Raw genomic sequence first — 25295 nt, 5'->3', positions numbered from 1 at the left:
GGTTTTAGGAAATTGGAAAAATGCTTACGCCAAGCCAAAATGTGCAAGGATGGGTATAATAAAATGACAAAGGTATTAAGTATTAGAAAGACAGAAGAAATAAAGGAGAGCCAATGACAAAAAAAATAAATGACCCAGGCTGGAACTTCGACAATAGTTATACTCAATTGCCAGAAGCATTTTATAAAAGCACCAATCCAACACCCGTTAACTCACCGCAATTGGTCGTTCTAAACGGCACATTAGCAAAATATTTGGGGCTGAATATCCAGGCATTACAAGGGGAAGAGGGGATTGCTGTTTTTGCAGGTAATAAGATTCCCGAAGGTGGTTCACCTCTTGCGCAAGCCTATGCAGGGCATCAATTTGGTCATTTTACCATGCTAGGTGATGGGCGGGCTGTACTGCTTGGTGAACAGTTGACTCCCGAAAATAAACGGGTGGATATTCAGCTCAAGGGGCCTGGAAGAACGCCATTTTCTCGAGGCGGTGATGGCCGAGCCTCGCTCGGACCCATGCTGCGAGAATATATCATTAGTGAAGCCATGCATGCGCTTGGTATTCCGACTACCCGCAGTCTCGCTGTCGTATCAACAGGGGAACCAGTATACCGAGAAACGGTACTGCCAGGTGCTATTCTAACCCGTGTGGCGGCGAGTCATATTCGTGTCGGTACGTTTCAATATGCGGCAAGATTTGGTACTGTAGAGGATTTACGAGCTTTAGCCGACTATACTATTAGCCGTCATTATCCTGATATTGTAGATGATGAGAATAAGTATCTTTCATTTTTAAAGGAAGTAATTAAGCATCAGGCTGCACTTATTGCAAAATGGCAGCTGGTAGGCTTTATTCACGGGGTAATGAACACCGATAACATGGCCATTAGCGGCGAAACGATTGATTATGGTCCATGCGCTTTTATGGATGAATATAGTCCGGCTACTGTATTCAGTTCCATTGATCGGGAAGGCCGTTACGCGTTTGGCAACCAACCATATATTGCTGTATGGAATCTGGCGCGATTGGCTGAGTCGCTATTGACGCTTTTGAATGAAAATCAAGATGAGGCTGTGAGGCTGGCTGAAGGAGCACTTTTAGGTTATGGTGAGTTGTTTGAAGGGTATTGGCTCACAGGGATGAGAGCGAAGCTAGGAATCTTTAATGAAGAGGAACAAGATGATTCACTAGTGAAAGAACTGCTTCAGTTGATGGAAAAGCACCGGGCAGACTACACCAATACCTTTATCTCATTAACCTTTGATACACAGAAGGATGCAGCACTGTTTGTGGATCCGGAATTTGCTCAATGGCATGAGAAGTGGCAGGCGAGATTAGGCAGGCAGCAGGAATCGAAAGAATCATCACATGAGTTAATGCGAAAAAGCAATCCATCGGTCATTCCTCGAAATCACCGGGTAGAAGAGGCTTTAGAAGCTGCGGTGGAACAGGGTGATTTCAGTGTAATGGATAAGCTTCTTCATGTGATATCAAAACCCTACGCTCATTCTCCTGAGCAGGAAGAATACTGCGCACTGCCTTCACCATCAGGTCGTCCGTATCAAACGTTTTGCGGTACTTGATTGTTCATAGAAGTATTAGAAAAATGCTACTTCGTGTTATGAAGTAGCATTTTTTCTCTTTTGTTATTCCATTTATTGAAGCTTAGCTGCTATGGTTTTTAAAAAGCTGATGCCCGATAATTTAAGGGTTAGTTTTTCTTTATTACATAAAATTTTTTGAACATAGATTGAAAGATTTTCAACATTTAATTCCGTAAACTGATCCGTTATTTTGGGCTTTCCTGGAATTGCCACTACTTCCTGAACACCAGGAGCACAACAAGTTTTTGTTTCTAGAATTTTTACAGTTAGTTTATTTCCTTTTGCTTCTATCCATTTTTTTGATTCATTATCTATTTCAACATACATACAATATTCCTCCCAGGAACGGTATATATTTATTATACTTGTAAACCGAACACATTGTACAAGTTCCGCATATAATGTCAAAAAAAGGAGTTAATGGCATGACTATTCTTTCTTTTATTCTTACTGTTATTGTTGCGATGGTAATTGGTGTTGTGGGGAGCAAGTTATCACCTTTCGATATGCCGGGGGGATGGGCTGGAGCTATTGTTGCAGGTTTCGTAGGAGCATGGGTTGGTCCATATTTATTAGGGGCATGGGGTCCTATGATTCTAGGGTTCTCGTTAGTTCCATCGATAATAGGTGCTATAATTGTAGTCATTGTAGCTGGTATTATTGCTAAACTGTTTGATTAACTGGTCTAAGAACTATTTTGAATTATGCTAAAAGGTTAATTAGTTTCTAAGATTTCATATATGCTGCTGAAAAAGAGCAATAAAAAGGACTCCTGCCTATGTGAGTCCTTTTTGAGTAATGAAGAATGGTTATTTAATGTCCTTCATTAAGTTTGCCATCATATTCTCATCCATAGGACCAACAATTTTTTTAGTTATGATCCCAGTTGAATCAATAATGTAACTTGTCGGAATGGTAAAGGCCTGATACTGCATGCCAATCGTTCCTTTCTCATCTAGAGGGATGCTAAAGGTTAGTTGATTATCTTTTGCGAAGTTTTCGACCGCATCTTTTCCATTATCCAAATTTGTTAGATTTACAGCTACAATTTCTATGCCGTTATCTTTGTTATGCTCATAAAAACTTTGCATGTGAGGCATTTCCGCTTTACAAGGAGGGCACCATGTAGCCCAAAAATTCAAGATGACCTTTTTCCCTTTATAATCTGATAGTTTGACAGATTCTCCTTCTAAAGTGGATAAGGTAAAATCAGGAGCTGGATTTCCTTCAAGGTCCTGTGAAAGATCGGCTCCTGGAATATCCTCATTAGTAGGGGATTCTTCTCTAGCAATATCCGGTGCTTTTACCTTTTTCTCACTTTTGAAGGGGCTCCAAAAGTTAACGACAATAAAACCTAGGGCCAATAGAATTATGGTCACAGATAGAAGTCTTTTATTCAAGATATCCTTCCTCCATTACCATCTTCATTAAAGAACCCCATTAAGAGGGACAGAATTAATAGTAAACGTAATATCAATGGATTGAATAACGGACTGAATCATTCCACAATTTTTGACCACTAAGTCAGATATTTTTTCTTCTAGCTGAGAGGTAAGTGGCTCATCGGATTGAACATAGGCAGTAAAGGAAAGCTGTTCAATTCGATTCGCATGATCTGGGTTTCTTACTGCAGAGACTTCTATCTCTAATTTTTGGAAAGCATATTTCCTTTTTGTTAAAATGTTTCGAAGGATGGTGCCGCTGCATCCCACTAAAGAAGAGACAAAAAGTTCAAACGGTCGATAGCCTTTATTTTCAGAAGGTGAAATAGTGATTGGATCGAAACCTAAATTTCCTATAATGTAGTCGTTTTCAACGATATATTTCATATAAAGCACTCCTTTCAATAAAATAATGCATGTGAATTATTAAGGAATGATTAAGAAACCCTATCCCGTTCATTTTTTGACATGATAAAGAGGCAGTTTAACCCAAAAGGTATGGCTAGTACCATCTGTATGGATTCCAATCGTCCCGTCATGGGCAATAATAATGCTTTTAGCAATGGCTAAACCAAGGCCGGCACCATCTGATTTTGTACTCCTTGATTCTTCTCCCCGATAGAAACGTTCAAAGATTAGCTCCTTTTTTTCAGGATCAATGAATTGACCCGTATGTGTAAAGGAGATGATGTAGGAGTCATTCTCTGTTTTTCCGCTTATTGACAGTTCGCTTCCGATATTGTAATCAAGGATATTTTGAAGAATGTTTGTAAATACCTGCATGAGTCCATCTTTATTTCCTAAGAGACTTTCTTGCTCAATTTGAAATCTCATATCGGTAAAGCGAGCTTCCAGCTTTAAATGAAAAGTAGTTAACGCTTCTGAAAGAATCTTATCAATAGCAATCGAGTCAAACTGCTTGTCTAAAAAATAGTTCCCATTCGTCCATGAATGTAATTCCGTTATCAGCTCAACAATACTAGTAATTCTTCGTGACTCTTCTAGTAAGGAACCGAATAATTCTGGATTTCCTTCAATTATTTCATTTTGTAGGGCTTCTAAATAACCATTAATATTTGTCAGGGGTGTCCGTAGCTCATGAGCGATATCTCGAAGCATTTCCTCTCGTTGTTCTTGAATAGAATGAAGGGTTTCAGACATGGCGTTGAAATTTCTAATGAGTTCCTCTAATTCACCGCTTGTCTTTATCTTCACTTTAGAGGGAGATTTCCCCTCTTTGATTGCTCTTGTTGCTGCGGACAAATGCTTGATGGGCCCTACAATTTTTTTTACGGAAACGTAATGAAACAAGCCTGCAATAAGAAAGACAATCGCACTTATTTTCCAAAGAAATTCGTTTAAGTTATGAACTAAGTTTTGACCGACGATTTGTTCTGAATTGACTAAATAACATGCATAATTTTTTAAGGATAAACCCGCAAGAAGAATGACGAGCAGAATGACTAGGCTGTTTAGGAATACGAGCTTAGACAAGAGATTAGACAATTTTCTATAGAGCCACAAACTTATACCCCATTCCTCTTACGGTTTGAATATAATCCTTTGGCGTCTTTTCCTTAATTTTTCCTCTTAAATTCCTGATATGAACATCGATGGTTCTGTCAGTTACAGCTTTTTCATTATTTTCATAAATATAGGTAAGGATTTGTTCTCTAGATAATACCTGGTTTGGGTGCTGCATGAAGGTATGGAGTAATTTAAATTCAAAATGAGTTAATTCAAGCTGTTCTCCATCGATCCATGCTTCTCCTTTTGCTGGTTTAATCGTAAAGCCTGTAAAGCTAAGCTTTCCACAGCGGCTGGCAGTTCTTCTTAGTACAGCTTCAATTCGTACCATTAATTCGGCGGGGCTAAAGGGTTTGACAACATAATCATCTGCCCCTAAATGAAATCCTTTGATACGGTCTTTTTCTGAAGCCTTTGCTGTAAGCATAATGATGGGCATCATACTCTTTAAATCCTCTCTAACCCATCTGCAGATTTCCTCGCCGCTGATTCCTGGCAGCATGAGATCAAGAATTAATATACAAGGGTCCAGATCCTCGATTTTTTCCTTCGCTTCTATCCCATTTACCGCTTCGGTTACTTCGTATCCATCTTTTTTTAAGTAGATTTTGACAAGATTCTGAATTTTTGGATCATCTTCCACAATTAAAACTGATTTTCCAATAAGGTTTTTTTGATTCAAGAGTTATACCCCTTTTATTATTGAAATAAATTATACGGTGACAGCCAAGCGCTAATTTTTTGCATTTGCCCGGTTAATACAAGGAACCCTAAGAAAACCATAATCATTCCATTAACAAAGGCCAGCTTTGCCATGTGTTTGTTAATTTTTTTCATTGTTTTAAGCGAATAGGAGATGACAATAGAAATAATGAAAAATGGAATGGCCATTCCAAGCGAATAGGCACTTAATAAAATAATACCTTGTGTTAAAGTATCGGACGAGCTTGCCAATAATAGTATGGACGAAAGGGCAAGTCCAACGCAAGGGGACCATCCGCTTGCGAAAGCCATTCCTAGTAAAATAGAACTGAATATGCCTTTTGATTTTATCTCTGAGTCGATTCTTTTTTCCTTCATTAAAAGTTTGAATTTTAATAGCCCCGCCATTTGCAGTCCAAAAATAATGATAAGAATTCCAGCAATTTGCATAACAATCATCCGATAGTTCATCAGTATTTTTCCAAGGAAGCTTGCTGAAGCACCAAAGGCGATAAATATTAAACTAAAACCAATAATGAATCCAATGGAACGCACATATAAACGTTTTTTATCCACAATCATTTTGGAGTCTTCAATCTTTCCACCTGTTAAATGGGTAATATAGGCGGGCAATAGTGGAAAAACACACGGTGAGAAAAAAGATAATACTCCTGCAGCTAATGCGAAGAAGATCCCGATATCATTCATTTATATCACTCCTTTTTATTTCATAATAGAAGTCCTTTGTTAAAGTTTGATTAAGAATCTTTTTTCAATGATAAAATGGGAAATATACAAGAGTGAAAGGGGAATGAGCGATGAATCAGTGGAATAATCGATTTGCAGCAGAGCACTATGTTTATGGAACAGAACCAAATGTCTTTCTAAATGAAATGCAGAAGAGACTAAAGTTATCTGGTGAGGTGCTAACCATTGCCGAAGGGGAAGGACGTAATGCTGTATTCCTAGCTGAACAAGGAATGAATGTGACCGCGTGGGATTATGCTGAATATGGACTAGCCAAAATAAAAAAATTGGCAGATGAACGAGGGGTTGCTGTTCAAACTGAGCTGGTGGATTTAAACGGCGCAACATGGGGGAATGATCAATGGGATGAAGTGGTTTGTATCTTTGGTCATTTTCCAGCCGAATTACGAAGGAAAACCCTTCAAGGAGTAAAAGGAGCGGTTAAACCTGGAGGCTATTTCATTACGGAAGTATATTCTCGATATCAACTTCCATATAACAGTGGCGGGCCAAAAGATTTAGGCTTTTTATATACTCCCGAGGACTTTTTGCAGACCTTTAATGATTGGCGGATTGTTCACTTTTTCATGGGTGAAGTAGAACGTCATGAAGGTGAATTTCATAATGGCTTGTCACATGTTATTCAGTTTGTAGGGCAGAAACTGTGAAAAAAGTTTGACAGGATATTGTGTTACATACTTCATGAGTAGCGTTTTGGATAGTTTTATATGGAAAATAACGGTATAATTTAATTGAGGAATTTGTTAATTATGTAACTAACGTATTCAAGAAACGGTAGAGGTGAGGAGAGGGGGAATAAAGGATGGAATTTGTATTTGAAAAGGATATAGATCATTTCTTTTCTAATCAAAAACATCTAATCTCATTGTTCCTGGCTGTGAATCAAATGATCCAATCGATTGAACCTGTCCCATATGATGTGAACAAATCCCAAATCTCATTCGGAACCAAACCAAAGTTTGCATGGGTCTGGCAGCACAAGCCATGGCTCAATAAACATCCGGAAAATGCAATTGTTCTTACTTTTTGCGTAGGACGATATATTGAACACTACCAAATTGTTGAAGCGACAGAACCTTATCCTGGCCGCTGGATTCATCATTTGATGATTAGAAATGAGTCTGAACTTACTAGCGATGTGAATAAGTGGCTAGATGAAGCATATACTTTTGCTAACCAAAGAGCTAGAAATTAGCTAAATACTTTAAACACTAATTTAAAACGCCAACGTGTGCGGAATGCATACTCGTTGTCGTTTTTTTATTGCATAAAAATTCAAAAGGTTCATAAATTTGTCACTTTTATTTTTTAAATTATTTTTTATTAGTTATGTATTTCACTATAATGATTTTTTCTATAAAAAAGTTATACATGTTGATAACATCAATATTGACCCAGTTAAAGAATCATACTCTTAGGTTTCTAATGAATGTGAAATAATAAGCAATTTCTTTTTCTTTTTAGGTGTATTTTTTATAGTGATTCAGTTCACTTTATTGATAATTATTCCCATTTATGCTGTAGATATCAAAATCATAAGGGGGATGATTTGGGATGGGAGCTACAAAGAGTTACAAGAAAAATAAGCAAAGTGAACATCAAGAGAAACCTTTAAAAGGAACATGGATTTCTGTCGGAGTGGTAGGAGTAGTAATCCTTCTCACGTATTTAGTTTTGTATGGATTATTCATGTCTAGGGTATAGGGGGAAATGAGATGAAGATGAACCTTGATGAGAAGATTTGGTTGACCTTAAGTTTTGGGATGATCATGGTGTTCATGTTAATAACTGGTTATCAAGCCTTTGCCTTTGACTTGGAGCCACCAAGTAACAAAGAAATCATTGATCCACAAAAAGTGGATCAAACAGCACCGTTTAATAAGCCAGGTATTAATAAGATGGGTGAACATGAATATGAAGTAGTTATGACATTACAAGCATTCAGTTTCAACCCAGGCAATATAGAAGTACCAGCTGGCTCAACTGTCCATTTTACCTTAACTTCAAAAGATGTTGTCCACGGTTTTGAGGTGGCTGGAACAAATCTAAATGCAATGGTTGTACCTGGGCACATACAAAAAATCACTCAAAAGTTTGATAAACCTGGAACCTATCTAGTGTTATGTAATGAATATTGTGGGGCTGGCCATCAGGTAATGAGTACAACGATTACGGTAAAATAAAAGGGGGGAAGCAACGTGCAATCAGTAAATTCACCTACATTTAAAGATAGAGCAGAGAATGCGATGGGAATAACTAAAGAGGATGCTAGATTAACGAAATCATATATATTTGTAGCATTTACAGCATTACTTCTTGGTGGAATTTTAGGACTCTTACAAGGGTTAAACCGTGCAGGACTTTTAGAATTGCCAACATGGCTTAATTATTATCAAGTTCTAACGGCACATGGTTTATTATTGGTTGTTGTACTAACAGCATTCTTTACGATTGGTTATTTTTATGCTGGACTTTCCCATACATTGGGGGGACTACTTCCAAAGGTAAGGAAGTTGGCTTGGGTTGGCTTCGGAATGAAGATTGTTGGATTTGTATTAGCGGTCATCCCTATCTTAATGAATGAAGCATCTGTTATGTACACGTTCTATCCGCCAATGGCAGCCAGCCCAATGTTTTATATAGGCTTGGTATTTATCGCATTAGGCGTATGGAAGTGTTGTATTGGAGCATTTATCAATGTGGCTAATTGGAGAAAAAACCATAAAGGACAGCATGTTCCGATTCTTGCTTACTTTGCAACAGGGGTGTTTGTCCTATTGTTTTTTGCCCTTATCCCTGTCGCCATTGAAGTGTTAACGATCATTCCTTGGGCATTTGGCTGGGTTGAAACGATTAATGTTATGGTAGCCCGTACCTTATTCTGGGCATTCGGTCATACGTTGGTTAATATTTGGTATTTAACTGCCACATCTGCCTGGTATGTTATTGTTCCAAAAATTATCGGTGGGAAACGTTGGAGTGATACCTTAACACGCGTCGTTATTATTGCATTAGTCATTATGAATATAACTGGTGGTTTCCATCACCAAATTGTGGATCCCGGCATTTCGCCTTCAGTTAAATTCATGCACGTCTTTATGAGTTTAGCTATCGGATTTCCATCACTAATGACTGCCTTTGCCTTGTTTGCGGTGTTTGAACGGACTGCAAGGAAGCATGGAGGAAAAGGATTAATTGGATGGTATAAAAAAATGCCATGGGGCGATGTTCGTTTCCTTGCACCATTTATAGCCATGGTTGCTTTTATTCCAGCTGGCGCAGGTGGAATAGCTCAAAGTACCAATCAACTAGACCAAGTGGTTCATAATACGATGTGGATTGTTGGCCACTTCCATTTAACACTGGGAATGTCTGTTGTGATGACATTCTTTGGGATTAGTTATTGGTTAGTTCCGTATATTTCGAAACGGATATTAACCCCACAAATTAATAGATTAGGTGTAATACAAACTTGGATATGGACAGTTGGTATGATTTTTATGTCAGGGGCAATGCATTGGGTTGGGCTACTAGGTTCACCGCGGAGAACTTCTTATACAACATATGGTGATAATGCAACCGCTTTAAGCTGGGATCCCTATTTAATGTTTTTAGCGATTGGAGGAACATTGTTAGTCATAGGTGTTGTTCTTCAAGTATACGCGGTATTTAATCTGATGTTCTTTGCACCAAAAGGTGAAACGGAATTTCCAATTGCAGAGGAAGAGGATGGCGTATCCAAAACACCTTATTGGACGGAGCGTTGGGGACTTTGGATTGTACTTATGCTGTTGGTAGTTGCGATGGCGTACGTCATACCATTAACCGAATTTATCGTCAATGCACCACCCGGCTCGCCACCGTATAAGACTTGGTAAGTTTTTTTAAAAGAGATAGCTCTGAGGGGAGGGCTATCTCTTTATTCTTAAGATTAGATGAATGAAAAAATAGCTTGTGGGAAGTGATCTTAATGATCAAAAATAAACACAACATATTTGCGTGTTTGCTAGTTATCATATTTGGATTTACGTTGTTCTATTTAGGAACGGATGGATTTCGGGCATTTACTTCGGAAACAGCTAGGGTGAATCGGCTAATAGATGTTAAACCTAGATTTCCCAATGTAACTTTTGAGGATAGTAAAGGTCGGAAGTACTCTATTTCAGAATTTAAGGGCAAATATGTGTTTATTACCTTTCTTTATACCTCCTGTACGACGGTTTGCCCACAGTTAGAGATGAATATGTCCAAAGTTTATGAAAAGATACCGAGCAAATATTTGGGCAAAGATGTTGTTTTTTTAAGTATTAGTTTTGATCCTGCCAGAGATGATCCAACCACATTAGAAAAATATCGTGGTTATTTTAATAGTGATGGAGAAACCTGGAGGATGGCGAGAATTAAAAATCCTGCTGAGTTAGATGCTTTATTAAAAGCTTTTGGTGTTAATGTCATTCCAGATGAAAATGGTAATTTTGCTCATAACTCCGCCTTTTATTTGGTTGATAAAAAAGGCAGCCTGGTTGATGTACTCGACTATAAAAAAATTGATCAAGCCGCAGAAAAGTTAACAGGCATTTTGGATAAGGAGGCGGAGAAGGAATCATGAAGCAATCATTATATGGAGTACTGATATGCCTTTTCCTCCTCCTTCCCCCTGTTTCAAATCTTATGGAATCTGTAATGATCATTCACATGCATATGCAAATGCCATTATTGATTTTTTCTGGATTTCTCATGGCCCGCTTTTTTCAACTTCGGTTCCCTTCATTTTTTTCAAAATGGAATAGTGAAGGGATACCCGGAATATTATTATTTGTTATTATAACACTTTATTGGACACTTCCGAGGTCAATGGATGATGCATTAACGATGCAGAGTATGGAAGTGTTTAAATTTATTAGTTTGCCATTTCTAGCTGGTATACCTCTCCGAGACAGTTGGAATAAACTTAGACCAATTGTTAAGAATGTTTTATTTTATTTTTTCACGATCCTATTTTTCGGTATAGGCTGGTTATATATTGATTCACCGATTCAATTATGTAATAACTACCTAATTATTGAGCAGATTACTCTTGGCTGGGGATTTGTGACGACAGCAATCTGTTTGGTTATTTATTTGGTCTATATCACGTTTACTGATCCCACTAAATATGAATAAAGTTATCTTTTAATCAATAAATTGTTTGGGTAAAGCGGATAGCTGGGTATGAATTAGAGAAGGATAATGGTAAAAAAGGAGGTCTTCTCGTGGTTCAAAACTCAGATAACCGAAAGAATAAGGAAGAGAAGGACAAACTTGAACAGGTCCTTGAACATTCCATTGAGGTGGAAGAAGAGTTAATGAGGACGTACCTTATTACAGCAGAGCGGATTCACGATGATGCTGAACTAAAGGATCGCCTCGAGAACTTTGCTGAAGGAAATGCCAAAAGGACAAAACAGCTTATAGATGAACTAAATGAAACAAAAGAAACATAGAAAATAACCCCGCCGAGGATGTTTTTAGTCTTCGGCGGGGTTTGTTTTTTTGAGGTTCAGCACATCTTGGTGACGATTGTTAGCTTGTCTTTATTGATATTTACAGGTGTGTTTTGGTGCTTGCAAGACCATCTGGTGCTAGGAGGATACATCCAGAAATTCTTGAAACCACCCCGAAAAGGACAGAAAAGTTCCAACGACTGTCAGGATGTAATTGTACGGAATTTGTAATGATTCTTCCGTCAGTTTGAAGAATCATATGTTATGGTGAAAGTAAGAAATTTGCTTTAGTAAATCTGAAAAGGGAGGTTTACTATCATGAGGGCAAGATTAATCGAGCCGAATAATGGTCCAGTTATCCAAAAGGAAAAAGAGATTGTTAAGGAGATGATTGAGCTTTATTGTAAAAAAAAGCACCATCGGGAGGTTTTATGTAAGGACTGCCAGGATCTAAAAAACTATGCCCTGCTAAGACTCTCATTCTGCCGCTTTGGTGAAGATAAAACAGCTTGCTCAAATTGTAAAGTGCACTGTTATAAGTTAAGATACCGCGAAAAAATGAAGGCAGTCATGCGTTACTCTGGTAAGTGGATGATGCTGTACCATCCTATATATTCTGTGAAGCATCTATTGAATAAATAAAAAAGCGGCTGAGTAATCAGCCGCTTTCGGTATTATTTTACACCATGCATGAACTTCTGAATTTTTGGAGAAAGCATTAAAAGGATAATACCAAGTAAGATAGACGCTCCACCGATGATTCCGAAATAAGCCATTTCAGTATCTTCAGAGTAGAATTTAACCACTTGAGCATTGAGTGCCTGTGCAGCCGCACTAGATAAGAACCATAAGCTCATTGTTTGTGCAGAGAAAGCAGCAGGAGCTAATTTAGTTGTAGCAGAAAGTCCTACTGGTGAAAGTAATAATTCACCGATTACACAGATTAAATAACTAAGAACAAGCCATAATGGGTTTACTAAAGAATCTGTGCCGCCAAGATACGAAGGCAATAGAATTACTAGGAATGAAACCCCAGAGAAAAGTAATGATAATGAGAATTTTTGCGGAATTGTTGGCTGACGGTCTCCCATTTTAACCCAAATCCAAGCAAATAATGGTGCTAAAGTGATAATAAATAATGGGTTTAATGATTGGAACCAAGCAGGCTGAATTTTAATACCCGCAAAATTTAATTGTGTACGTGTATCAGCATAGCTAGCAAGGATTGTAGAACCCTGCTCTTGAATCGCCCAGAACATTACAGAAGCAATGAACAATGGAATGTATGCAATAACACGTGAACGTTCAACAGCCGTTGTTTTCGGGCTGCGATACATAACAATGAAATACATTGTTGGAATTAACACACCAAGAAAAGTAACTAAATTGATAAATCCTGCAAATGTTAGGATGCCTTTTGGAATTAGTATAGCAAAGATAACTGCAAGAACAACGACACCTAAACCAATATAAGTAAAGACTTTTTTCTTTTCAGATGGTGACAATGGATTTGAAACCATTGTTCCAGCAAGGCCGAGATTTTTTTTCTTAGTAACAGTAAACATGATAAGTCCAAAGAACATACCAATTGCAGCAATACTAAATCCTAAGTGGAAGTTGCCAACAGAACCAACGATTAATGGGGATAAGAATGCTCCCATGTTGATACCCATGTAGAAAATGGTGAAACCAGCGTCACGACGTTCGTCCTTCTCACTGTACAATTCACCAACAACAGTTGAAACGTTTGGTTTTAATAATCCAGTACCAAGTACGATTAATACCATAGATACAAAGAACATAGTGATATTTCCAGGAATAGCTAGGGCTATATGACCAAACATAATCAATATTCCACCGTAGAATACTGCTTTTGAAGTACCAAATACGCGGTCAGCTAGCCATCCACCAATAACACCTGACATGTAAACTAGTGATCCATAAATGGACATGATGGAAAGTGCGAGCGTTTTATCAATGCCCAATCCACCTTTGGAAACTGAATAATACATATAGAAAACAAGGATGGCCCTCATTCCATAGTAAGAGAAACGCTCCCAAAACTCCGTGAAGAAAAGGGTGAATAGACCTTTAGGATGTCCAACGAATCCAGTCTGAGGTACACTATCCACAATTTTCTGCCTATTAAAGTTTGACATGATTCTACCTCCTTTATTATTATTTTATAATACTTTTTAGGGTTTTGAATTGTCAAAAACTTTTTTTGGTAATTCAACTGTATGCGTTTTAAAAAGCTTGATAATACTGAGTTATTACAATTTTTAAGAATAAAAGAAAGTTTTTTTGAAATAGTATATAAATTTTGATTAGATTCACTTTTCTAACTAGTAGTTTCATAGTAGTGTCCAAATTAGGAGGAAATTGGGGATTGTTAAGGTTGGGATAGCAAAAAAGCCCCGGTTTAAAAACCGAGGCTAATAGATGATATCTAATCATTTTAGCAGTGTATATAATATAGAAGAATCTATATTCGTTTGGTGGTCGAATTCTAACCATTTATCGTCAATAACCACATATTTACACGAACTGCTGTTTAAATAGCTATAAATGATTTGTGCTTCATCGATTTCACCTTTGCTAACTTCAATGGATGAATGATTGCTAAAACTCTTAAAGTGCTTTAATATATTCGCCTTAATCTTCTCGACCAACTGCTCTGAATTCTCTTTCTCTATTTTATATTTTTCACTAAAAAGAACACGGTTCCCTTTGATCAGAAAAAGTTTCAAGGTGGCATCTTCTATATATTCGATGAGAGCGATATTTTTATTCGCTTCTGTAAATTCAATCACCTTTACTTTATAGATGAGCGATTGAATCGCATCCAGAGTATCTCGGTATTTTGCGGCTGTTTCAAAATCATAGTTGTTTGAGGCATCTATCATTTTTTGTTTCAATTTTTGAAGGACTTCGGTATCCGTCCCTTGAAGGAAATCCATCATTTTTTGCAACCGTTCATTGTATTGTTTGCGTGAATCTTCATTAAAACAAATACCGATACATAAATCTAAGGAATAGTTCAAACAAGGCGTGCCCTTGTTTGGATTGCCACAGTCTATTTTTAGAAATTCTTTCATTCCTTGGAGTGCTTTTTCAACTGTATGTTTACTTGGATAGGGACCGAAATAAAGGCTGCCATCCTTCTCAATTGTGTTTGATAAATCAATAGTCCAATGGGTGTTTCTTTTGTGAAACCGGATATAGGTATAGGAAGTGGGATTTTTCATTTTTTTATTAAAAATGGGTTTGATTTCTTTGATCAGTTTACATTCCAACATAAATGCTTCGAATTCTGTATCGGTCAGGATCAGTTGAAAATCATTGATGTTTGCCTTCAACTTCTTTATTTTCTGAGAATGTGCCTTAGTGTTTTGAAAGTATGAGCGTACTCGATTTTTAAGGTTTTTGGCTTTACCCACATAAATGACCCTATCAGAAGAATCCTTCATTAGATAAACCCCAGGGGAAGAGGGGAGGTCTTTTATCTTTTTTTTAAGCACCACAGGAATCGCCTCTTTGAAAAACTTTTCTCCCATTCTACCATACAAATCCGATTAGTCCCCGTGAAGGAATGTAAATGGCCGTCAAAGTTAATTTGGAGAGCGTTTATAGAGAATTATCAGCAGGGCAAGCATCACAATATCTAACCGTGCATGAAAGGCAAATGTTAAAAAGCCAGTATGCAAGAGTGGAAATTTAGTTAATAGTAGTGCAACTATCATGATTGTTATTAAGGGGATTACAGCATGGTTAACCGCCTTATCTAACAATAGTAATACCCCGCACCCAATCTCAAGTAGGATGACGACTTTTAACAGGATGTGGGAATAGGGTAAACCTAAGCTAAGAAACCCATTGGCAAGTTCAGTGTTAACTAATTTCATAACTCCTGAGATTATAAATACATATGCGACAGAATAGCGGATTAGCTTCATCATTGATAAAGAAGTGTACATGTCCATCCTCCTTTTCTAAAACAGTATGACTAAAGGAGGACAAACATCACAAAAAGAATCAGATAAGACGCGAAAAAAAGTCCCTTTGAGGGTAACAGGTTCAGATACCTGTCACATTTTATAAAAATGCATTTAAAAATGTCCTTATATTTGTTATACATTTTGTCCTGCAAAATGCAGGGCTTTTTGTTATGTAAGAACATTACAAAGTGACATTTAGGCCAAGGATCAGTTATAACTGAATGTTGATTTCACTGTGTTTGAAAAATAAACGGATAAATTCCGCTTAAATTGGGAAATACACATATTTCCTTGAAAATAAGGGGAGATTTTCCGCTTATATGATCCAGATCTCATGATTTTGTCTTATTTTGAGCATTTAACCGGAATATTTCCGCTTATTTCTGCTCCTTAAGCTTTCTCTTTAGTCATTAGCCGGAAATTCTCCGCCTATGAATTCTCATACCTACGCTATAATGAACAATAAATAACAACAGAGCCAAGGCCATGTAAAACGTGAATTTGTAAATAAAAAACACCGCATTTTGCAGTCCAATTTGCAAGGTTACAGAAATCTCTGTAACCTTACATTTTGATATACAAATTGGACTACAGTTTCACGCCTATTTTTATAATTTTTCGCGTTATATCAATAAAAAATGACCATCAAATTCACATACAAATTGATGGTCATTTTAATATACATTTTGGCTTTTTGTGACAGGTAACGGAACCCGTTACTTTGAGGGACCTTTTTTTGTGGGGAATTAATCTACTATTGAAATTACCGGTGGTTTATCCAAAAATCTCATCAGATTTAAAACGTCGCCTTGAACTTCCTGTCCCTCGGGGGATGATAATGCTTGGCTTAATTCAGCGGGATTATCAAAATGAAGCTCGGCAAAGAGGTATAACGGTTCAGCAGTGTTTTGAGCTTGTAAGACACGATGAACTTCAGCACCTTTAAGATGAGGAAGTTTTTGTACTAAGGGTATATGTACATTGTAATAATATTGTTCAAATCCCTCCTGATCCTTAGGTTGATTATAAATAACGTAAAGTTTTGCCATAAACCTGCTCCTTTCAGTTTTTTGTTTGTGGGAATTTTCACCTAAATCTATTATAAAAGGAGAAAAGAACTATTATTATCAAAACTAGTCGACAATTTTTTGGGTGAAACATTCCCTAGTTAGTCTACGTGCCCGAAGTGGATTGTGAAAAGGATAAAGGGTAACGTAGAGGGAACACGATTAGAGCAGAACCAATGAAAACAAAAATCATAAAAAAGTTTTAAAAAATAGGCAAACTAGTGATTGACATTAACGCAGCGTAAAGGTGTATCGTTTATTTATAGGAGGTGAACGAATGGAGTATACAGTGCAAAAGCTGGCACAATTGGCGGGAGTAAGTACCAGAACCCTTCGGTACTATGATGAAATTGGAATTCTTAAGCCGGCAAGAATAAATTCATCAGGCTATCGAATTTACGGGCAAGCAGAAGTGGACCGCCTGCAGCAAATCATGTTTTATCGAGAACTAGACATCAGCTTAGAAAGCATAAAGGAAATCATAACTGCCCATGATTTTGATGGTGCCGCTGCACTTAGAGAACATCGTAAAAAACTCCTTGAGAGAAAAGAACAATTAGATCGCTTAATTGCCAATGTAGATAAAACAATTGCCTTAACAGAAGGGAGAATAGAGATGTCTAATAAAGAAAAATTCGAAGGCTTTAAGAAAAAAGTGATTGAAGACAACGAGAAAAAGTACGGAAAGGAAATTCGTACAAAGTACGGAAAAGACACGGTTGACCAATCCAATGCGAAACTGCAGAACATGACGGAAGAACAATATGACCATGCTACAAAGTTAGCAGAAGAAGTGACTAAAACCCTAGCAGAGGCGTTCAAGACGGGAGATCCCGCAGGTGAACTTGCTCAAAAAGCGGCTGACCTTCACAAGCAGTGGTTATGTTTTTATTGGAATGAATATAGCAAGGAGGCACATGCCGGCCTTGCCCAAATGTATGTAGATGATGAACGATTTACCGCCTATTATGATAAAGAACAGCCTGGTACGGCAGAATTTTTAAGAGATGCCATTCACATTTACACAGGTTTGAAAAAATTTGCCTGTCGGGGCTGACCAAGGCGCTTGCGCTTTTCTTTTGCAAAATGTTATTTCGTAAAAATGTCATTGTCCTTAGCGAGAGGGAACGTTTATAATTAAATTGAATTTTTAGAATAATTTAACAAAAGGGAGTGAATTAACTATGAACATCGCTTCTCAAGGCACTGAAAAAAGAGGAGAAAATACCTATACATTTGATGCATTTGTTGAAAAGCGCGACAACCTGGATTGGTATCAAGATGAGCCATTTTTACAAAAAACAGTGAAACATTTTACTGCGAGTCGGTATGAACAAATCCATAAAAAGATTATGGAATTTTCACCTACAGTCTCTAATGAATGGAATCGTCTAGCTGAACGAACGGCCAGACCAGAGGTACGTCCGTATATGCTCCACTATGATGCGTTTAACCATCGAATTGACCGGGTTGTCCGTCCGATGGAAGTCCACAAGCTTGAACAAGGCGTTTTCGGTGAAGGGTTATTTTCTAGTCAAATAGAGCCGTGGGAGAGCTTTGTGAAGAGAATGTTAATTCACCAATTAGGAGAGGCTGGGGTAACTTGTCCTATGACATGTACACATGGACTCATTGCCCTCCTTGATCAATTTCCAAATGAAGAGTATCCAGAACTTCAAACTATTTTACAGCATTCAAAAGAAGGAATTAATGGAGAGTTTGCCATAGGGGCACAGTTTATGTCAGAAATTCAAGGTGGTTCTGACTTGCCGGCTAATCTTCTTGAGGCAGTTCCTGAGGGAAAAAATTTCCGCTTATATGGAAATAAATTCTTCTGTTCGGTAGCCCATGCTGATTATTCTGTTGTGACAGCAAAAGTGACGGGCACGAACAAAGTTTCAACCTTTATTGTCCCGTCCTGGCTACCGGGGGACAAAGAGAAGGAAAAAAGAAATGGCTATCAAATTAATCGAATAAAATGGAAAATGGGCACGGCTGAAGTACCAACAGGTGAAATTCAGTACAATGGTTCACTTGCCTATCCAATCGGTCCATTAGATAAAGGCGTTGCAGTGGCTGTAGGGATCGTCCTTACCCTGTCCCGTTTGGAAATTGGGATTGCCTGTGCTGGGTTTATGCTTCGGGCATCAAGAGAAGCGAAGTTATATAGTGATTTCCGGACGGTTTTTGGAAAAAAAGTAAAGGATTATCCGCTTGCGGCTAGCAAATTAAAACGGATTGAAAATGCGGCCGAGCGTACCACAGCGGGTGCATTTAAAATATATGATTTGTTCTTGAAGCTAGAGAAGCCACTAAACCCAGGATTAAAATCGAATCATCCGCTGGAAGTTCAAAAACAGCTCTTCAATCTACGGGAACTGATTTTATTGCAAAAAATATGTGTGACTAATGAAGGAGCCGAAGTATTACGCGAGGCCATGTCCGTTTTCGCTGGACATGGAGTAATGGAGGAGTTCTCCTCGCTGCCACGTATTTTCCGAGATGTAGTGGTCAATGAGCAATGGGAAGGGCCGCGTAATTTATTGTTAACACAAATATACCGTGATCTCCAAAGAGTATCAGATTGGTATGCTCCCGCTGATTTTGTGGAAAGTGTATTGGAAGGGGCATCTGGAGGAACGATTAAGCAGTTCACCGAACAATTAGAAGATCTACTGCAAAGACCTGTGTTAGGAGAGGTAAGCGAAGCCGCAATCGAAGCAGCTGAAGAATGGGATTCATTTTGTGATTCATTCTTCAAAACCTATCAAAGAATAGCATTAACAGAAATGAAATAATAGTTTTTGGTGCCTGACCCCCGGTGCGTTAATACGTTAGCGTACCGCGGTGTCAGGCGCTTTTTTTAAATTTTTTTACTTTATTGACAAATTTCGATGGTAACTCTAAAGTAATATATGTCATAATAGTTTTAAAATTTTATTAATTTTAATATTTCAGAAGAATTTTTAGGTTTACGAAATAAATAGTCAAAGTAGGTGTAAATGTGGACAAAGATCCTATTCTTCGCATAAAGGATTTAAAGGTATCTTTTCAATCAGGGAAGAAGCTTGTCCCAGCTGTGGATGGTATTAGTTTTGATTTAAGGGACGGAGAAATCCTTGGAATCGTAGGGGAATCAGGAAGTGGGAAAAGTGTTACGTCCTTAGCTACGATGGGCCTAATTCCTTCTCCTCCAGGAAAAATCGAGAATGGAGAAATTATTTTTGAAGGAAGAGACCTGAAAAACATTTCGGAAAAAGAGTGGCGGAAGATCCGCGGAAATCAAATATCAATGATTTTCCAAGAACCCATGACGTCATTAAATCCCTTATTTACGATAGGGAATCAACTAATGGAAGCCATCAAATTACATACTAACCTAACAAAGGTCCAAATTAAGCAGCGTTGTATTGAACTACTAAAATTAGTCGGAATTCCACGGGCAGAAGGAATTCTTAAAGAATATCCACACCAGTTATCAGGAGGAATGAGACAAAGGGTTATGATTGCCATGGCTATGGCCTGTAATCCAAAGGTGCTCATTGCGGACGAGCCCACAACGGCTCTTGATGTAACTATTCAAGCCCAGATTCTCGCACTAATGAAGGATTTAAACCAAAAGACGAATACTTCCATCATTTTAATTACGCATGATTTAGGTGTGGTAGCGGAAATCTGTGAACGAGTCATTGTTATGTACTCAGGCCAAATCGTCGAACAAGGTGATGTACGGACAATTCTCAAAAATCCTCAGCATCCTTACACTATTGGATTGCTAAAATCAGTTCCCGATTTAAGAGGGAAAAAGGAGCGGCTTTACAGTATTCCTGGAACAGTTCCTACACCAGGGTCTATTCACAAGGGATGCCGATTTGCCGCAAGATGTTCTGAGGTATTATCACAATGCTATGAAGAAACGCCACAATTATATAAAACGGAAAAAGACGGACATGAAGTACGCTGTTTCCTACATACATTGAAGGGGAGTGACAAACATGTCGGAGTTACTTCTTGAGGTAAACGGACTGAAAAAATACTTTCCAATTACAGGCGGCATTTTGGGAAGGAAGCAAGGAGAAGTCAAAGCGGTTGATGATGTTTCTTTTTATGTGAAAAAAGGAGAGACCTTAGGAATCGTAGGGGAAAGTGGTTGCGGAAAATCAACGACTGGCCGACTACTCATGCGCTTAATCGAAGCAAGTGACGGGAAGATCGTTTTTGAAGATAAAGAGATTACCAGCTTGTCAAAGTCTGAGTTAAGAAAAACACGAAGAGATATCCAAATGGTGTTCCAGGATCCCTATGCATCATTAAACCCGAGGCATTCTATCGAGCAGATTCTTGAGGAGCCTTTGATTGTTCATGGAATAGGGACAAAAGCGGAACGGAAGAAGCAAGTAAGAGAGATGCTCGAGGTGGTAGGTTTAAGCAGCTACCATGCGAAACGATATCCTCATCAATTTAGCGGCGGGCAGCGTCAGCGTATTGGAATTGCCAAGGCATTAATGACAAAACCAAAGTTAATTATTGCGGATGAACCTGTATCTGCACTTGATGTATCGATTCAGGCTCAAGTTCTCAACCTGATGAAGGAAATCCAAAAGGAATTTCAACTTACCTACATATTTATCGCACATGATCTTGGGGTGGTTCGCCATATTAGTGATCGTGTGGGTGTCATGTATTTAGGAAGATTAATAGAGTTAGCTGAGAGTGAGGAGCTTTACGAGAATCCCAAGCATCCTTACACAAAAGCACTTCTTTCTGCAGTACCGATACCAGATCCTGATGTTAAGAAGAAAACGATTTTAATTGAAGGGGAGCTTCCTAGTCCAGCTAATCCTCCTTCAGGCTGTGCCTTCCATACAAGATGCAAGGAATGTATGGACATTTGCAAAACTACTAGACCGCAGGAAAGCAATCTCAATGGTCATATTGTAGCCTGTCACTTATATAACCAGTGATTGGCTGCATTGATGATATAAAAACAAAGCTTATAGGGGGTAAAAACACGTATGAAGAAAAAGACGTTTAAGCTGCTGTTAGTATCTTTATTAGCCATCAGCATGTTCCTGGTTGGCTGTAACAGCAAAAGCAATAGTAATGAAAAAGATGGCAAAGAAACGAGTAAAGGAAAAGATACGTTAATCTATGCCCGTGGTGTAGATTCTACGTCACTTGATCCAATCACAACCACTGAAGGGGATACCTTCAAAGTAACAGAAAATATTTTTGATACGTTGTTAGATTACGGTGAGCAAGATACAACAGTACACCCGAAGCTTGCAAAAAGCTGGGAGGTAAGTGCTGACTCATTAACTTATACTTTCAAGCTGCAAGAAGGAGTAAAGTTCCATGACGGCACTGATTTTAATGCCGATGCAGTTGTGTATAACTTTGATCGCTGGATGAATGGCGACGCTGATAAATTCCCTTACTACACCATGTTTGGAGGATACAAAGCCGACGATGGTCACGTTATCAAAGAGGTTAAAGCGGTTGATGCCAATACGGTTCAATTTGTGTTGAAAAGACCTCAAGCCCCATTCTTAAAGAACTTGGCAATGTCACCATTCGGAATTGCCAGCCCAGCAGCTCTTAAGAAATACGGCGACGATTTCAGAAACCATCCAGTTGGAACAGGTCCATTCAAATTTGTCGAGTGGAAACAAAATGACCGAATTACCCTTGAAAAGAATGCAGATTACTGGCAAAAGGGATTACCTAAGTTAAACAAAGTTATTTTCCGTGTCATTCCAGAAAACACAGCAAGACTTAATGCCTTAGTTAACGGCGAAGTCGACATGATGGACGGTTTAAATAATTCTGATTCTAAGACGGTTACAGATAACCCGAATCTTCAATTAATCGAGCGTCCTTCAATGAACGTAGGATACTTAGGTTTTACATTAACTCGTAAACCGTTCGACAACAAACTAGTTCGTCAAGCTTTAAACCATGCAATTGATAAGAAGGCAATTATTGATGCATTCTACGGCGGCCAAGCAGAGCCTGCTAAAAATCCAATGCCACCTTCAGTTGAAGGCTATAATGATGCTATAGAAGAATATCCTTATGACTTAGAAAAGGCAAAAGCATTATTAAAAGAAGCTGGATACCCAGATGGATTTGAAATGGATCTATGGGCAATGCCGGTTGCACGTCTGTACATGCCTGAAGCACAAAAGGTTGCTGAGGTCATTCAGGAAAGCTTTAGCAAAATTGGCGTAAAAGCCAAAATCCAATCTGTTGACTGGGCTACTTATTTAGACAAAGCAGCAAAAGGTGAATTTGACTCTTATATGCTTGGTTGGACAGGTGACAATGGTGACCCTGATAACTTCTTATACACGTTGTTAGATAAGGACAGCATTGGAGCAAATAACTATTCATTCTATAGTAACGACCAATTACATGACATTTTAATAAAAGCTCAACAAGAAACTGATCAGGCGAAGCGTAACGATCTTTACAAACAAGCTCAAGAAATCATCCATGAAGATGCTCCGTGGATACCGCTTGTACACTCTAGACCACTGTCTGCAGCAAGTAAAGATGTTATCAATTATTTACCGCACCCAACAGGTTCTGAAGCTCTCGACAAAGTCGAATTTAAAAAATAAGCGGTAAAAAGGGGAGGGGCTTTACCTCCCCTTTTATTACCCAAAAGTTAGATCCAGTATCTTTTTAAAAGGGGTGAGAAGGTTGTTTACTTATACGGTCCGTCGTGTTTTTTCATTAGTTCCCGTATTATTTGGAATGACTCTCATTGTTTTTGCGATTATCCATGCGATTCCTGGTAATCCTGCACAGGTAATTCTTGGACAAAGGGCAACGAAAGAAGCGATTGCCACGCTAACAGAACAATTAGGATTGAATAGACCTTGGTACATACAATATGGAGATTATATTAATGCCCTCCTTCATGGGGATTTAGGAATTTCCCTTAGGACAAGGGGGCCTATTAATGCAGAGGTTTGGCCATATTTAGCAGCAACACTTGAATTATCAATTGTCGCTATGCTTATAGCCATTATCATAGGTGTAAATGCCGGAATTATCAGTGCTTGGTTTTCAAGATCTTGGTTCGATTATGGTGCGATGGTATTTGCTCTAGTCGGCGTTTCGATGCCAATATTTTGGCTAGGGTTAATGCTTCAATGGGCATTTGCTATTGATTTAGGATGGCTTCCAACGACAGGTAGGGAGGATGCTAGGGACCCTGTTTCAGCGATAACGAATATTTATTTGCTTGATACAATTATGCAAGGAAGATTTGATCAATTAGTTGTTGTTCTCAAGCACATCATTTTGCCAGCTTCAGCCCTTGCAACAATTCCGATGGCAATTATTGCGAGGATGACCCGTGCAACGATGCTTGAGGTAATGAAATCAGATTACATCCGTACAGCAAGAGCAAAGGGAGTAAGCATGTTTTGGGTGGTTTATAAGCACTCTTTAAAGAATGCGGTTATTCCTGTGCTTACCATTATCGGTTTACAAACGGGGCTTCTATTGGGAGGAGCGATTTTGACAGAAACGATCTTTGGCTGGCCGGGAATAGGCAGATATTTATATGACGCGATTGCCTATCGTGATTATCCTGTTATTCAGTCAGGGATTTTAATTATTGCAGCGATCTTTGTACTCATTAATTTAATCGTGGATCTTTTGTATGTATTTGTGGATCCAAGAATTAAATATACAAAATAGAGGAGGGATGAGTAGTGGCAGAACTTGCAAAAAGCGCATCAGATCTATCTGTGAAAGCTGTTGAAGAAAAGCTGACACCTCCCTGGAAGGAAGCCTTGCAGTCTTTTGGAAAAAATAAATTAGCGGTTGCTGGTTTAGGAATTGTTGTCTTCTTTATTATTATTGCTATCTTGGCTCCTGTCATTGCACCATATAGTTATAAGGAACAGGTGTTGTCCGACCGAATGTTGGCACCTTCCAGTGAACATTGGTTTGGAACAGATGATTTTGGACGAGATATCTTTTCGCGAATACTGTATGGTGCAAGAATATCGTTATGGGTAGGTTTTTTCTCTGTATTAGGTTCAGTTGTATTTGGAACAATGTTGGGAATTGTAGCAGGCTATTATGGCCGCTGGGTTGATGCAATTATCTCTCGAATTTTTGATATCATGCTCGCGTTTCCTAGTATTTTACTAGCCATTGCGGTTGTTGCTATCCTTGGGCCATCGTTGAAAAATGCCTTGATTGCCATTGCTGTTATTAATATTCCAAACTTTGGACGGCTAGTTCGCTCAAAAGTACTAAGTGTGAAGCAAGAAGAGTATATTATGGCTGCTAGAGCAGTTGGAATGAGAGATACACGGATTCTCATAAGTCATATTTTGCCAAATAGTATTTCTCCTGTTATTGTCCAGGCGACACTTGCCATCGCTACTGCCATTATTGAGGCTGCAGCTCTTGGCTTCCTTGGAATGGGGGCACAGGCTCCAACACCTGAGTGGGGTAAAATGCTAGCGGATTCGAAAAATTATATCACGCAGGCACCATGGACCTTATTCTTTCCGGGTATCGCCATTATGCTAACGGTTCTTGGCTTTAACCTTATGGGTGATGGCTTAAGGGATATCCTTGATCCGAAAATGAAGAATTAATACAGCTTATTTACAAGACTCCATTGGGGTCTTTTTCTTTTGGTGTCAGGCACCAATGTTAGTTTCTAAATTTTCAA

Annotated in this window: 28 protein-coding genes; 18 read left to right on the top strand and 10 right to left on the bottom strand. The window is 38.4% G+C overall.

The window, feature by feature from the left end; genetic code table 11:
* The first annotated feature begins 113 nt into the window (after positions 1-113).
* Entirely contained in the window at positions 114-1583 is a 1470-nt protein-coding gene (locus QFZ87_RS22425; protein ID WP_309866434.1) for a protein adenylyltransferase SelO, read from the top strand.
* Between the two features lie 72 nt (positions 1584-1655).
* Here QFZ87_RS22425 and QFZ87_RS22420 read toward each other — a convergent pair whose 3' ends face one another.
* Positions 1656-1931 carry a CC/Se motif family (seleno)protein gene (locus tag QFZ87_RS22420; RefSeq protein WP_309866431.1) on the bottom strand — a complete coding sequence of 92 codons (276 nt, stop codon included), beginning with the start codon at positions 1929-1931 and terminating at the stop codon, positions 1656-1658.
* A 98-nt stretch (positions 1932-2029) separates the two neighbouring features.
* Between QFZ87_RS22420 and QFZ87_RS22415 the strand changes: the two genes are divergently transcribed.
* Positions 2030-2284, top strand: a complete 255-nt coding sequence (locus tag QFZ87_RS22415; RefSeq protein ID WP_308080807.1) for a GlsB/YeaQ/YmgE family stress response membrane protein — start codon at positions 2030-2032, stop codon at positions 2282-2284.
* Positions 2285-2413: 129 nt separating this feature from the next.
* Here the strand turns inward: QFZ87_RS22415 and QFZ87_RS22410 are convergent, their stop codons facing one another.
* From QFZ87_RS22410 to QFZ87_RS22390, 5 genes are all read right to left on the bottom strand, one after another.
* On the bottom strand, positions 2414-3004 hold the full coding sequence (locus QFZ87_RS22410) for a redoxin domain-containing protein (protein ID WP_309866426.1): 591 nt from the start codon (positions 3002-3004) through the stop codon (positions 2414-2416).
* Positions 3005-3031: 27 nt separating this feature from the next.
* Positions 3032-3433, bottom strand: coding sequence for an OsmC family protein (locus QFZ87_RS22405; RefSeq protein ID WP_309866424.1), 402 nt, complete (start codon positions 3431-3433; stop codon positions 3032-3034).
* A gap of 69 nt (positions 3434-3502) precedes the next feature.
* Positions 3503-4552: a HAMP domain-containing sensor histidine kinase gene (locus tag QFZ87_RS22400; protein ID WP_309866421.1), complete on the bottom strand. Its 1050-nt coding sequence runs from the start codon at positions 4550-4552 to the stop codon at positions 3503-3505.
* Positions 4553-4556: 4 nt separating this feature from the next.
* Positions 4557-5255, bottom strand: a complete 699-nt coding sequence (locus QFZ87_RS22395) for a response regulator transcription factor (RefSeq protein ID WP_309866418.1) — start codon at positions 5253-5255, stop codon at positions 4557-4559.
* Between the two features lie 17 nt (positions 5256-5272).
* The gene (locus QFZ87_RS22390) at positions 5273-5983 is read right to left on the bottom strand and encodes a cytochrome c biogenesis CcdA family protein (RefSeq protein ID WP_309866415.1); all 711 of its coding nucleotides are present in this window, start codon (positions 5981-5983) and stop codon (positions 5273-5275) included.
* Between the two features lie 110 nt (positions 5984-6093).
* Here QFZ87_RS22390 and QFZ87_RS22385 point away from each other — a divergent pair, with 110 nt between their 5' ends.
* The 9 genes from QFZ87_RS22385 to QFZ87_RS22345 all read left to right on the top strand — a co-directional run bounded on the left by QFZ87_RS22385 (position 6094) and on the right by QFZ87_RS22345 (position 12168).
* The gene (locus QFZ87_RS22385; RefSeq protein ID WP_309866412.1) at positions 6094-6690 is read left to right on the top strand and encodes an SAM-dependent methyltransferase; all 597 of its coding nucleotides are present in this window, start codon (positions 6094-6096) and stop codon (positions 6688-6690) included.
* Between the two features lie 155 nt (positions 6691-6845).
* Positions 6846-7238, top strand: coding sequence for a DUF5655 domain-containing protein (locus QFZ87_RS22380; RefSeq protein ID WP_309866410.1), 393 nt, complete (start codon positions 6846-6848; stop codon positions 7236-7238).
* 359 nt (positions 7239-7597) lie between these two features.
* Positions 7598-7747, top strand: coding sequence for a cytochrome c oxidase subunit 2A (locus QFZ87_RS22375; RefSeq protein WP_309866407.1), 150 nt, complete (start codon positions 7598-7600; stop codon positions 7745-7747).
* 11 nt (positions 7748-7758) lie between these two features.
* On the top strand, positions 7759-8226 hold the full coding sequence (locus tag QFZ87_RS22370; protein ID WP_309866404.1) for a cytochrome c oxidase subunit II: 468 nt from the start codon (positions 7759-7761) through the stop codon (positions 8224-8226).
* 63 nt (positions 8227-8289) lie between these two features.
* The gene (locus QFZ87_RS22365) at positions 8290-9921 is read left to right on the top strand and encodes a cbb3-type cytochrome c oxidase subunit I (RefSeq protein WP_309868047.1); all 1632 of its coding nucleotides are present in this window, start codon (positions 8290-8292) and stop codon (positions 9919-9921) included.
* Positions 9922-10013: 92 nt separating this feature from the next.
* Entirely contained in the window at positions 10014-10652 is a 639-nt protein-coding gene (locus QFZ87_RS22360; RefSeq protein WP_309866401.1) for an SCO family protein, read from the top strand.
* The gene (locus QFZ87_RS22355) at positions 10649-11206 is read left to right on the top strand and encodes a hypothetical protein (protein WP_309866398.1); all 558 of its coding nucleotides are present in this window, start codon (positions 10649-10651) and stop codon (positions 11204-11206) included. Before QFZ87_RS22360 ends, QFZ87_RS22355 begins: the two co-directional genes overlap by 4 nt.
* Before the next feature lie 89 nt (positions 11207-11295).
* On the top strand, positions 11296-11526 hold the full coding sequence (locus tag QFZ87_RS22350) for a hypothetical protein (RefSeq protein WP_309866396.1): 231 nt from the start codon (positions 11296-11298) through the stop codon (positions 11524-11526).
* A 318-nt stretch (positions 11527-11844) separates the two neighbouring features.
* Complete coding sequence (locus tag QFZ87_RS22345; RefSeq protein WP_309866393.1) at positions 11845-12168, top strand: nitrous oxide-stimulated promoter family protein; 324 nt, start codon at positions 11845-11847, stop codon at positions 12166-12168.
* Positions 12169-12200: 32 nt separating this feature from the next.
* Here the strand turns inward: QFZ87_RS22345 and QFZ87_RS22340 are convergent, their stop codons facing one another.
* From QFZ87_RS22340 to QFZ87_RS22325, 4 genes are all read right to left on the bottom strand, one after another.
* On the bottom strand, positions 12201-13685 hold the full coding sequence (locus tag QFZ87_RS22340) for a peptide MFS transporter (protein WP_309866390.1): 1485 nt from the start codon (positions 13683-13685) through the stop codon (positions 12201-12203).
* Positions 13686-13979: 294 nt separating this feature from the next.
* A complete protein-coding gene (locus QFZ87_RS22335; RefSeq protein WP_396133982.1) occupies positions 13980-15083 on the bottom strand; it encodes a UvrB/UvrC motif-containing protein in 1104 nt (367 codons plus the stop codon).
* A gap of 54 nt (positions 15084-15137) precedes the next feature.
* Positions 15138-15485 (bottom strand): DoxX family protein, encoded by a 348-nt coding sequence (locus QFZ87_RS22330; protein WP_309866386.1) that lies wholly within the window; start codon positions 15483-15485, stop codon positions 15138-15140.
* Between the two features lie 785 nt (positions 15486-16270).
* Positions 16271-16573, bottom strand: coding sequence for an EthD family reductase (locus QFZ87_RS22325; protein ID WP_309866384.1), 303 nt, complete (start codon positions 16571-16573; stop codon positions 16271-16273).
* 295 nt (positions 16574-16868) lie between these two features.
* On the opposite strand from QFZ87_RS22325, the gene QFZ87_RS22320 reads away from it, so the two are divergent.
* From QFZ87_RS22320 to nikC, 7 genes are all read left to right on the top strand, one after another.
* Positions 16869-17648: a MerR family transcriptional regulator gene (locus QFZ87_RS22320; protein WP_309866382.1), complete on the top strand. Its 780-nt coding sequence runs from the start codon at positions 16869-16871 to the stop codon at positions 17646-17648.
* Between the two features lie 127 nt (positions 17649-17775).
* Positions 17776-19389, top strand: coding sequence for an acyl-CoA dehydrogenase family protein (locus QFZ87_RS22315; protein WP_309866380.1), 1614 nt, complete (start codon positions 17776-17778; stop codon positions 19387-19389).
* A 206-nt stretch (positions 19390-19595) separates the two neighbouring features.
* A complete protein-coding gene (locus QFZ87_RS22310) occupies positions 19596-20606 on the top strand; it encodes an ABC transporter ATP-binding protein (protein WP_309866378.1) in 1011 nt (336 codons plus the stop codon).
* Positions 20587-21555, top strand: coding sequence for an ABC transporter ATP-binding protein (locus tag QFZ87_RS22305; protein WP_309866376.1), 969 nt, complete (start codon positions 20587-20589; stop codon positions 21553-21555). Before QFZ87_RS22310 ends, QFZ87_RS22305 begins: the two co-directional genes overlap by 20 nt.
* 51 nt (positions 21556-21606) lie before the next feature.
* On the top strand, positions 21607-23214 hold the full coding sequence (locus QFZ87_RS22300) for an ABC transporter substrate-binding protein (protein ID WP_309866373.1): 1608 nt from the start codon (positions 21607-21609) through the stop codon (positions 23212-23214).
* An 82-nt stretch (positions 23215-23296) separates the two neighbouring features.
* A complete protein-coding gene (locus QFZ87_RS22295) occupies positions 23297-24304 on the top strand; it encodes an ABC transporter permease (RefSeq protein WP_309866371.1) in 1008 nt (335 codons plus the stop codon).
* 14 nt (positions 24305-24318) lie between these two features.
* On the top strand, positions 24319-25218 hold the full coding sequence (gene nikC, locus QFZ87_RS22290; RefSeq protein WP_309866368.1) for a nickel transporter permease: 900 nt from the start codon (positions 24319-24321) through the stop codon (positions 25216-25218).
* Positions 25219-25295: the final 77 nt, after the last annotated feature.

The organism is Bacillus sp. SLBN-46 (assembly GCF_031453555.1).
Taxonomy (GTDB): Bacteria; Bacillota; Bacilli; order Bacillales; family Cytobacillaceae; genus Neobacillus.
This window is presented reverse-complemented; position numbering and strand designations above follow the sequence as displayed.

Bases quoted from the DNA above. Each gene is read 5' to 3' on its own strand.
- QFZ87_RS22425 (WP_309866434.1), top strand. From the start codon at position 114: ATGACAAAAAAAATAAATGACCCAGGCTGGAACTTCGACAATAGTTAT.
- QFZ87_RS22340 (WP_309866390.1), bottom strand. From the start codon at position 13,685: ATGTCAAACTTTAATAGGCAGAAAATTGTGGATAGTGTACCTCAGACT.
- QFZ87_RS22345 (WP_309866393.1), top strand. From the start codon at position 11,845: ATGAGGGCAAGATTAATCGAGCCGAATAATGGTCCAGTTATCCAAAAG.
- QFZ87_RS22315 (WP_309866380.1), top strand. From the start codon at position 17,776: ATGAACATCGCTTCTCAAGGCACTGAAAAAAGAGGAGAAAATACCTAT.
- QFZ87_RS22375 (WP_309866407.1), top strand. From the start codon at position 7,598: ATGGGAGCTACAAAGAGTTACAAGAAAAATAAGCAAAGTGAACATCAA.
- QFZ87_RS22335 (WP_396133982.1), bottom strand. From the start codon at position 15,083: ATGGGAGAAAAGTTTTTCAAAGAGGCGATTCCTGTGGTGCTTAAAAAA.
- QFZ87_RS22325 (WP_309866384.1), bottom strand. From the start codon at position 16,573: ATGGCAAAACTTTACGTTATTTATAATCAACCTAAGGATCAGGAGGGA.
- QFZ87_RS22355 (WP_309866398.1), top strand. From the start codon at position 10,649: ATGAAGCAATCATTATATGGAGTACTGATATGCCTTTTCCTCCTCCTT.
- QFZ87_RS22300 (WP_309866373.1), top strand. From the start codon at position 21,607: ATGAAGAAAAAGACGTTTAAGCTGCTGTTAGTATCTTTATTAGCCATC.
- QFZ87_RS22415 (WP_308080807.1), top strand. From the start codon at position 2,030: ATGACTATTCTTTCTTTTATTCTTACTGTTATTGTTGCGATGGTAATT.
- QFZ87_RS22385 (WP_309866412.1), top strand. From the start codon at position 6,094: ATGAATCAGTGGAATAATCGATTTGCAGCAGAGCACTATGTTTATGGA.
- QFZ87_RS22405 (WP_309866424.1), bottom strand. From the start codon at position 3,433: ATGAAATATATCGTTGAAAACGACTACATTATAGGAAATTTAGGTTTC.
- QFZ87_RS22330 (WP_309866386.1), bottom strand. From the start codon at position 15,485: ATGATGAAGCTAATCCGCTATTCTGTCGCATATGTATTTATAATCTCA.
- QFZ87_RS22420 (WP_309866431.1), bottom strand. From the start codon at position 1,931: ATGTATGTTGAAATAGATAATGAATCAAAAAAATGGATAGAAGCAAAA.
- QFZ87_RS22360 (WP_309866401.1), top strand. From the start codon at position 10,014: ATGATCAAAAATAAACACAACATATTTGCGTGTTTGCTAGTTATCATA.
- QFZ87_RS22380 (WP_309866410.1), top strand. From the start codon at position 6,846: ATGGAATTTGTATTTGAAAAGGATATAGATCATTTCTTTTCTAATCAA.
- QFZ87_RS22370 (WP_309866404.1), top strand. From the start codon at position 7,759: ATGAAGATGAACCTTGATGAGAAGATTTGGTTGACCTTAAGTTTTGGG.
- QFZ87_RS22365 (WP_309868047.1), top strand. From the start codon at position 8,290: ATGGGAATAACTAAAGAGGATGCTAGATTAACGAAATCATATATATTT.
- QFZ87_RS22390 (WP_309866415.1), bottom strand. From the start codon at position 5,983: ATGAATGATATCGGGATCTTCTTCGCATTAGCTGCAGGAGTATTATCT.
- QFZ87_RS22305 (WP_309866376.1), top strand. From the start codon at position 20,587: ATGTCGGAGTTACTTCTTGAGGTAAACGGACTGAAAAAATACTTTCCA.
- QFZ87_RS22320 (WP_309866382.1), top strand. From the start codon at position 16,869: ATGGAGTATACAGTGCAAAAGCTGGCACAATTGGCGGGAGTAAGTACC.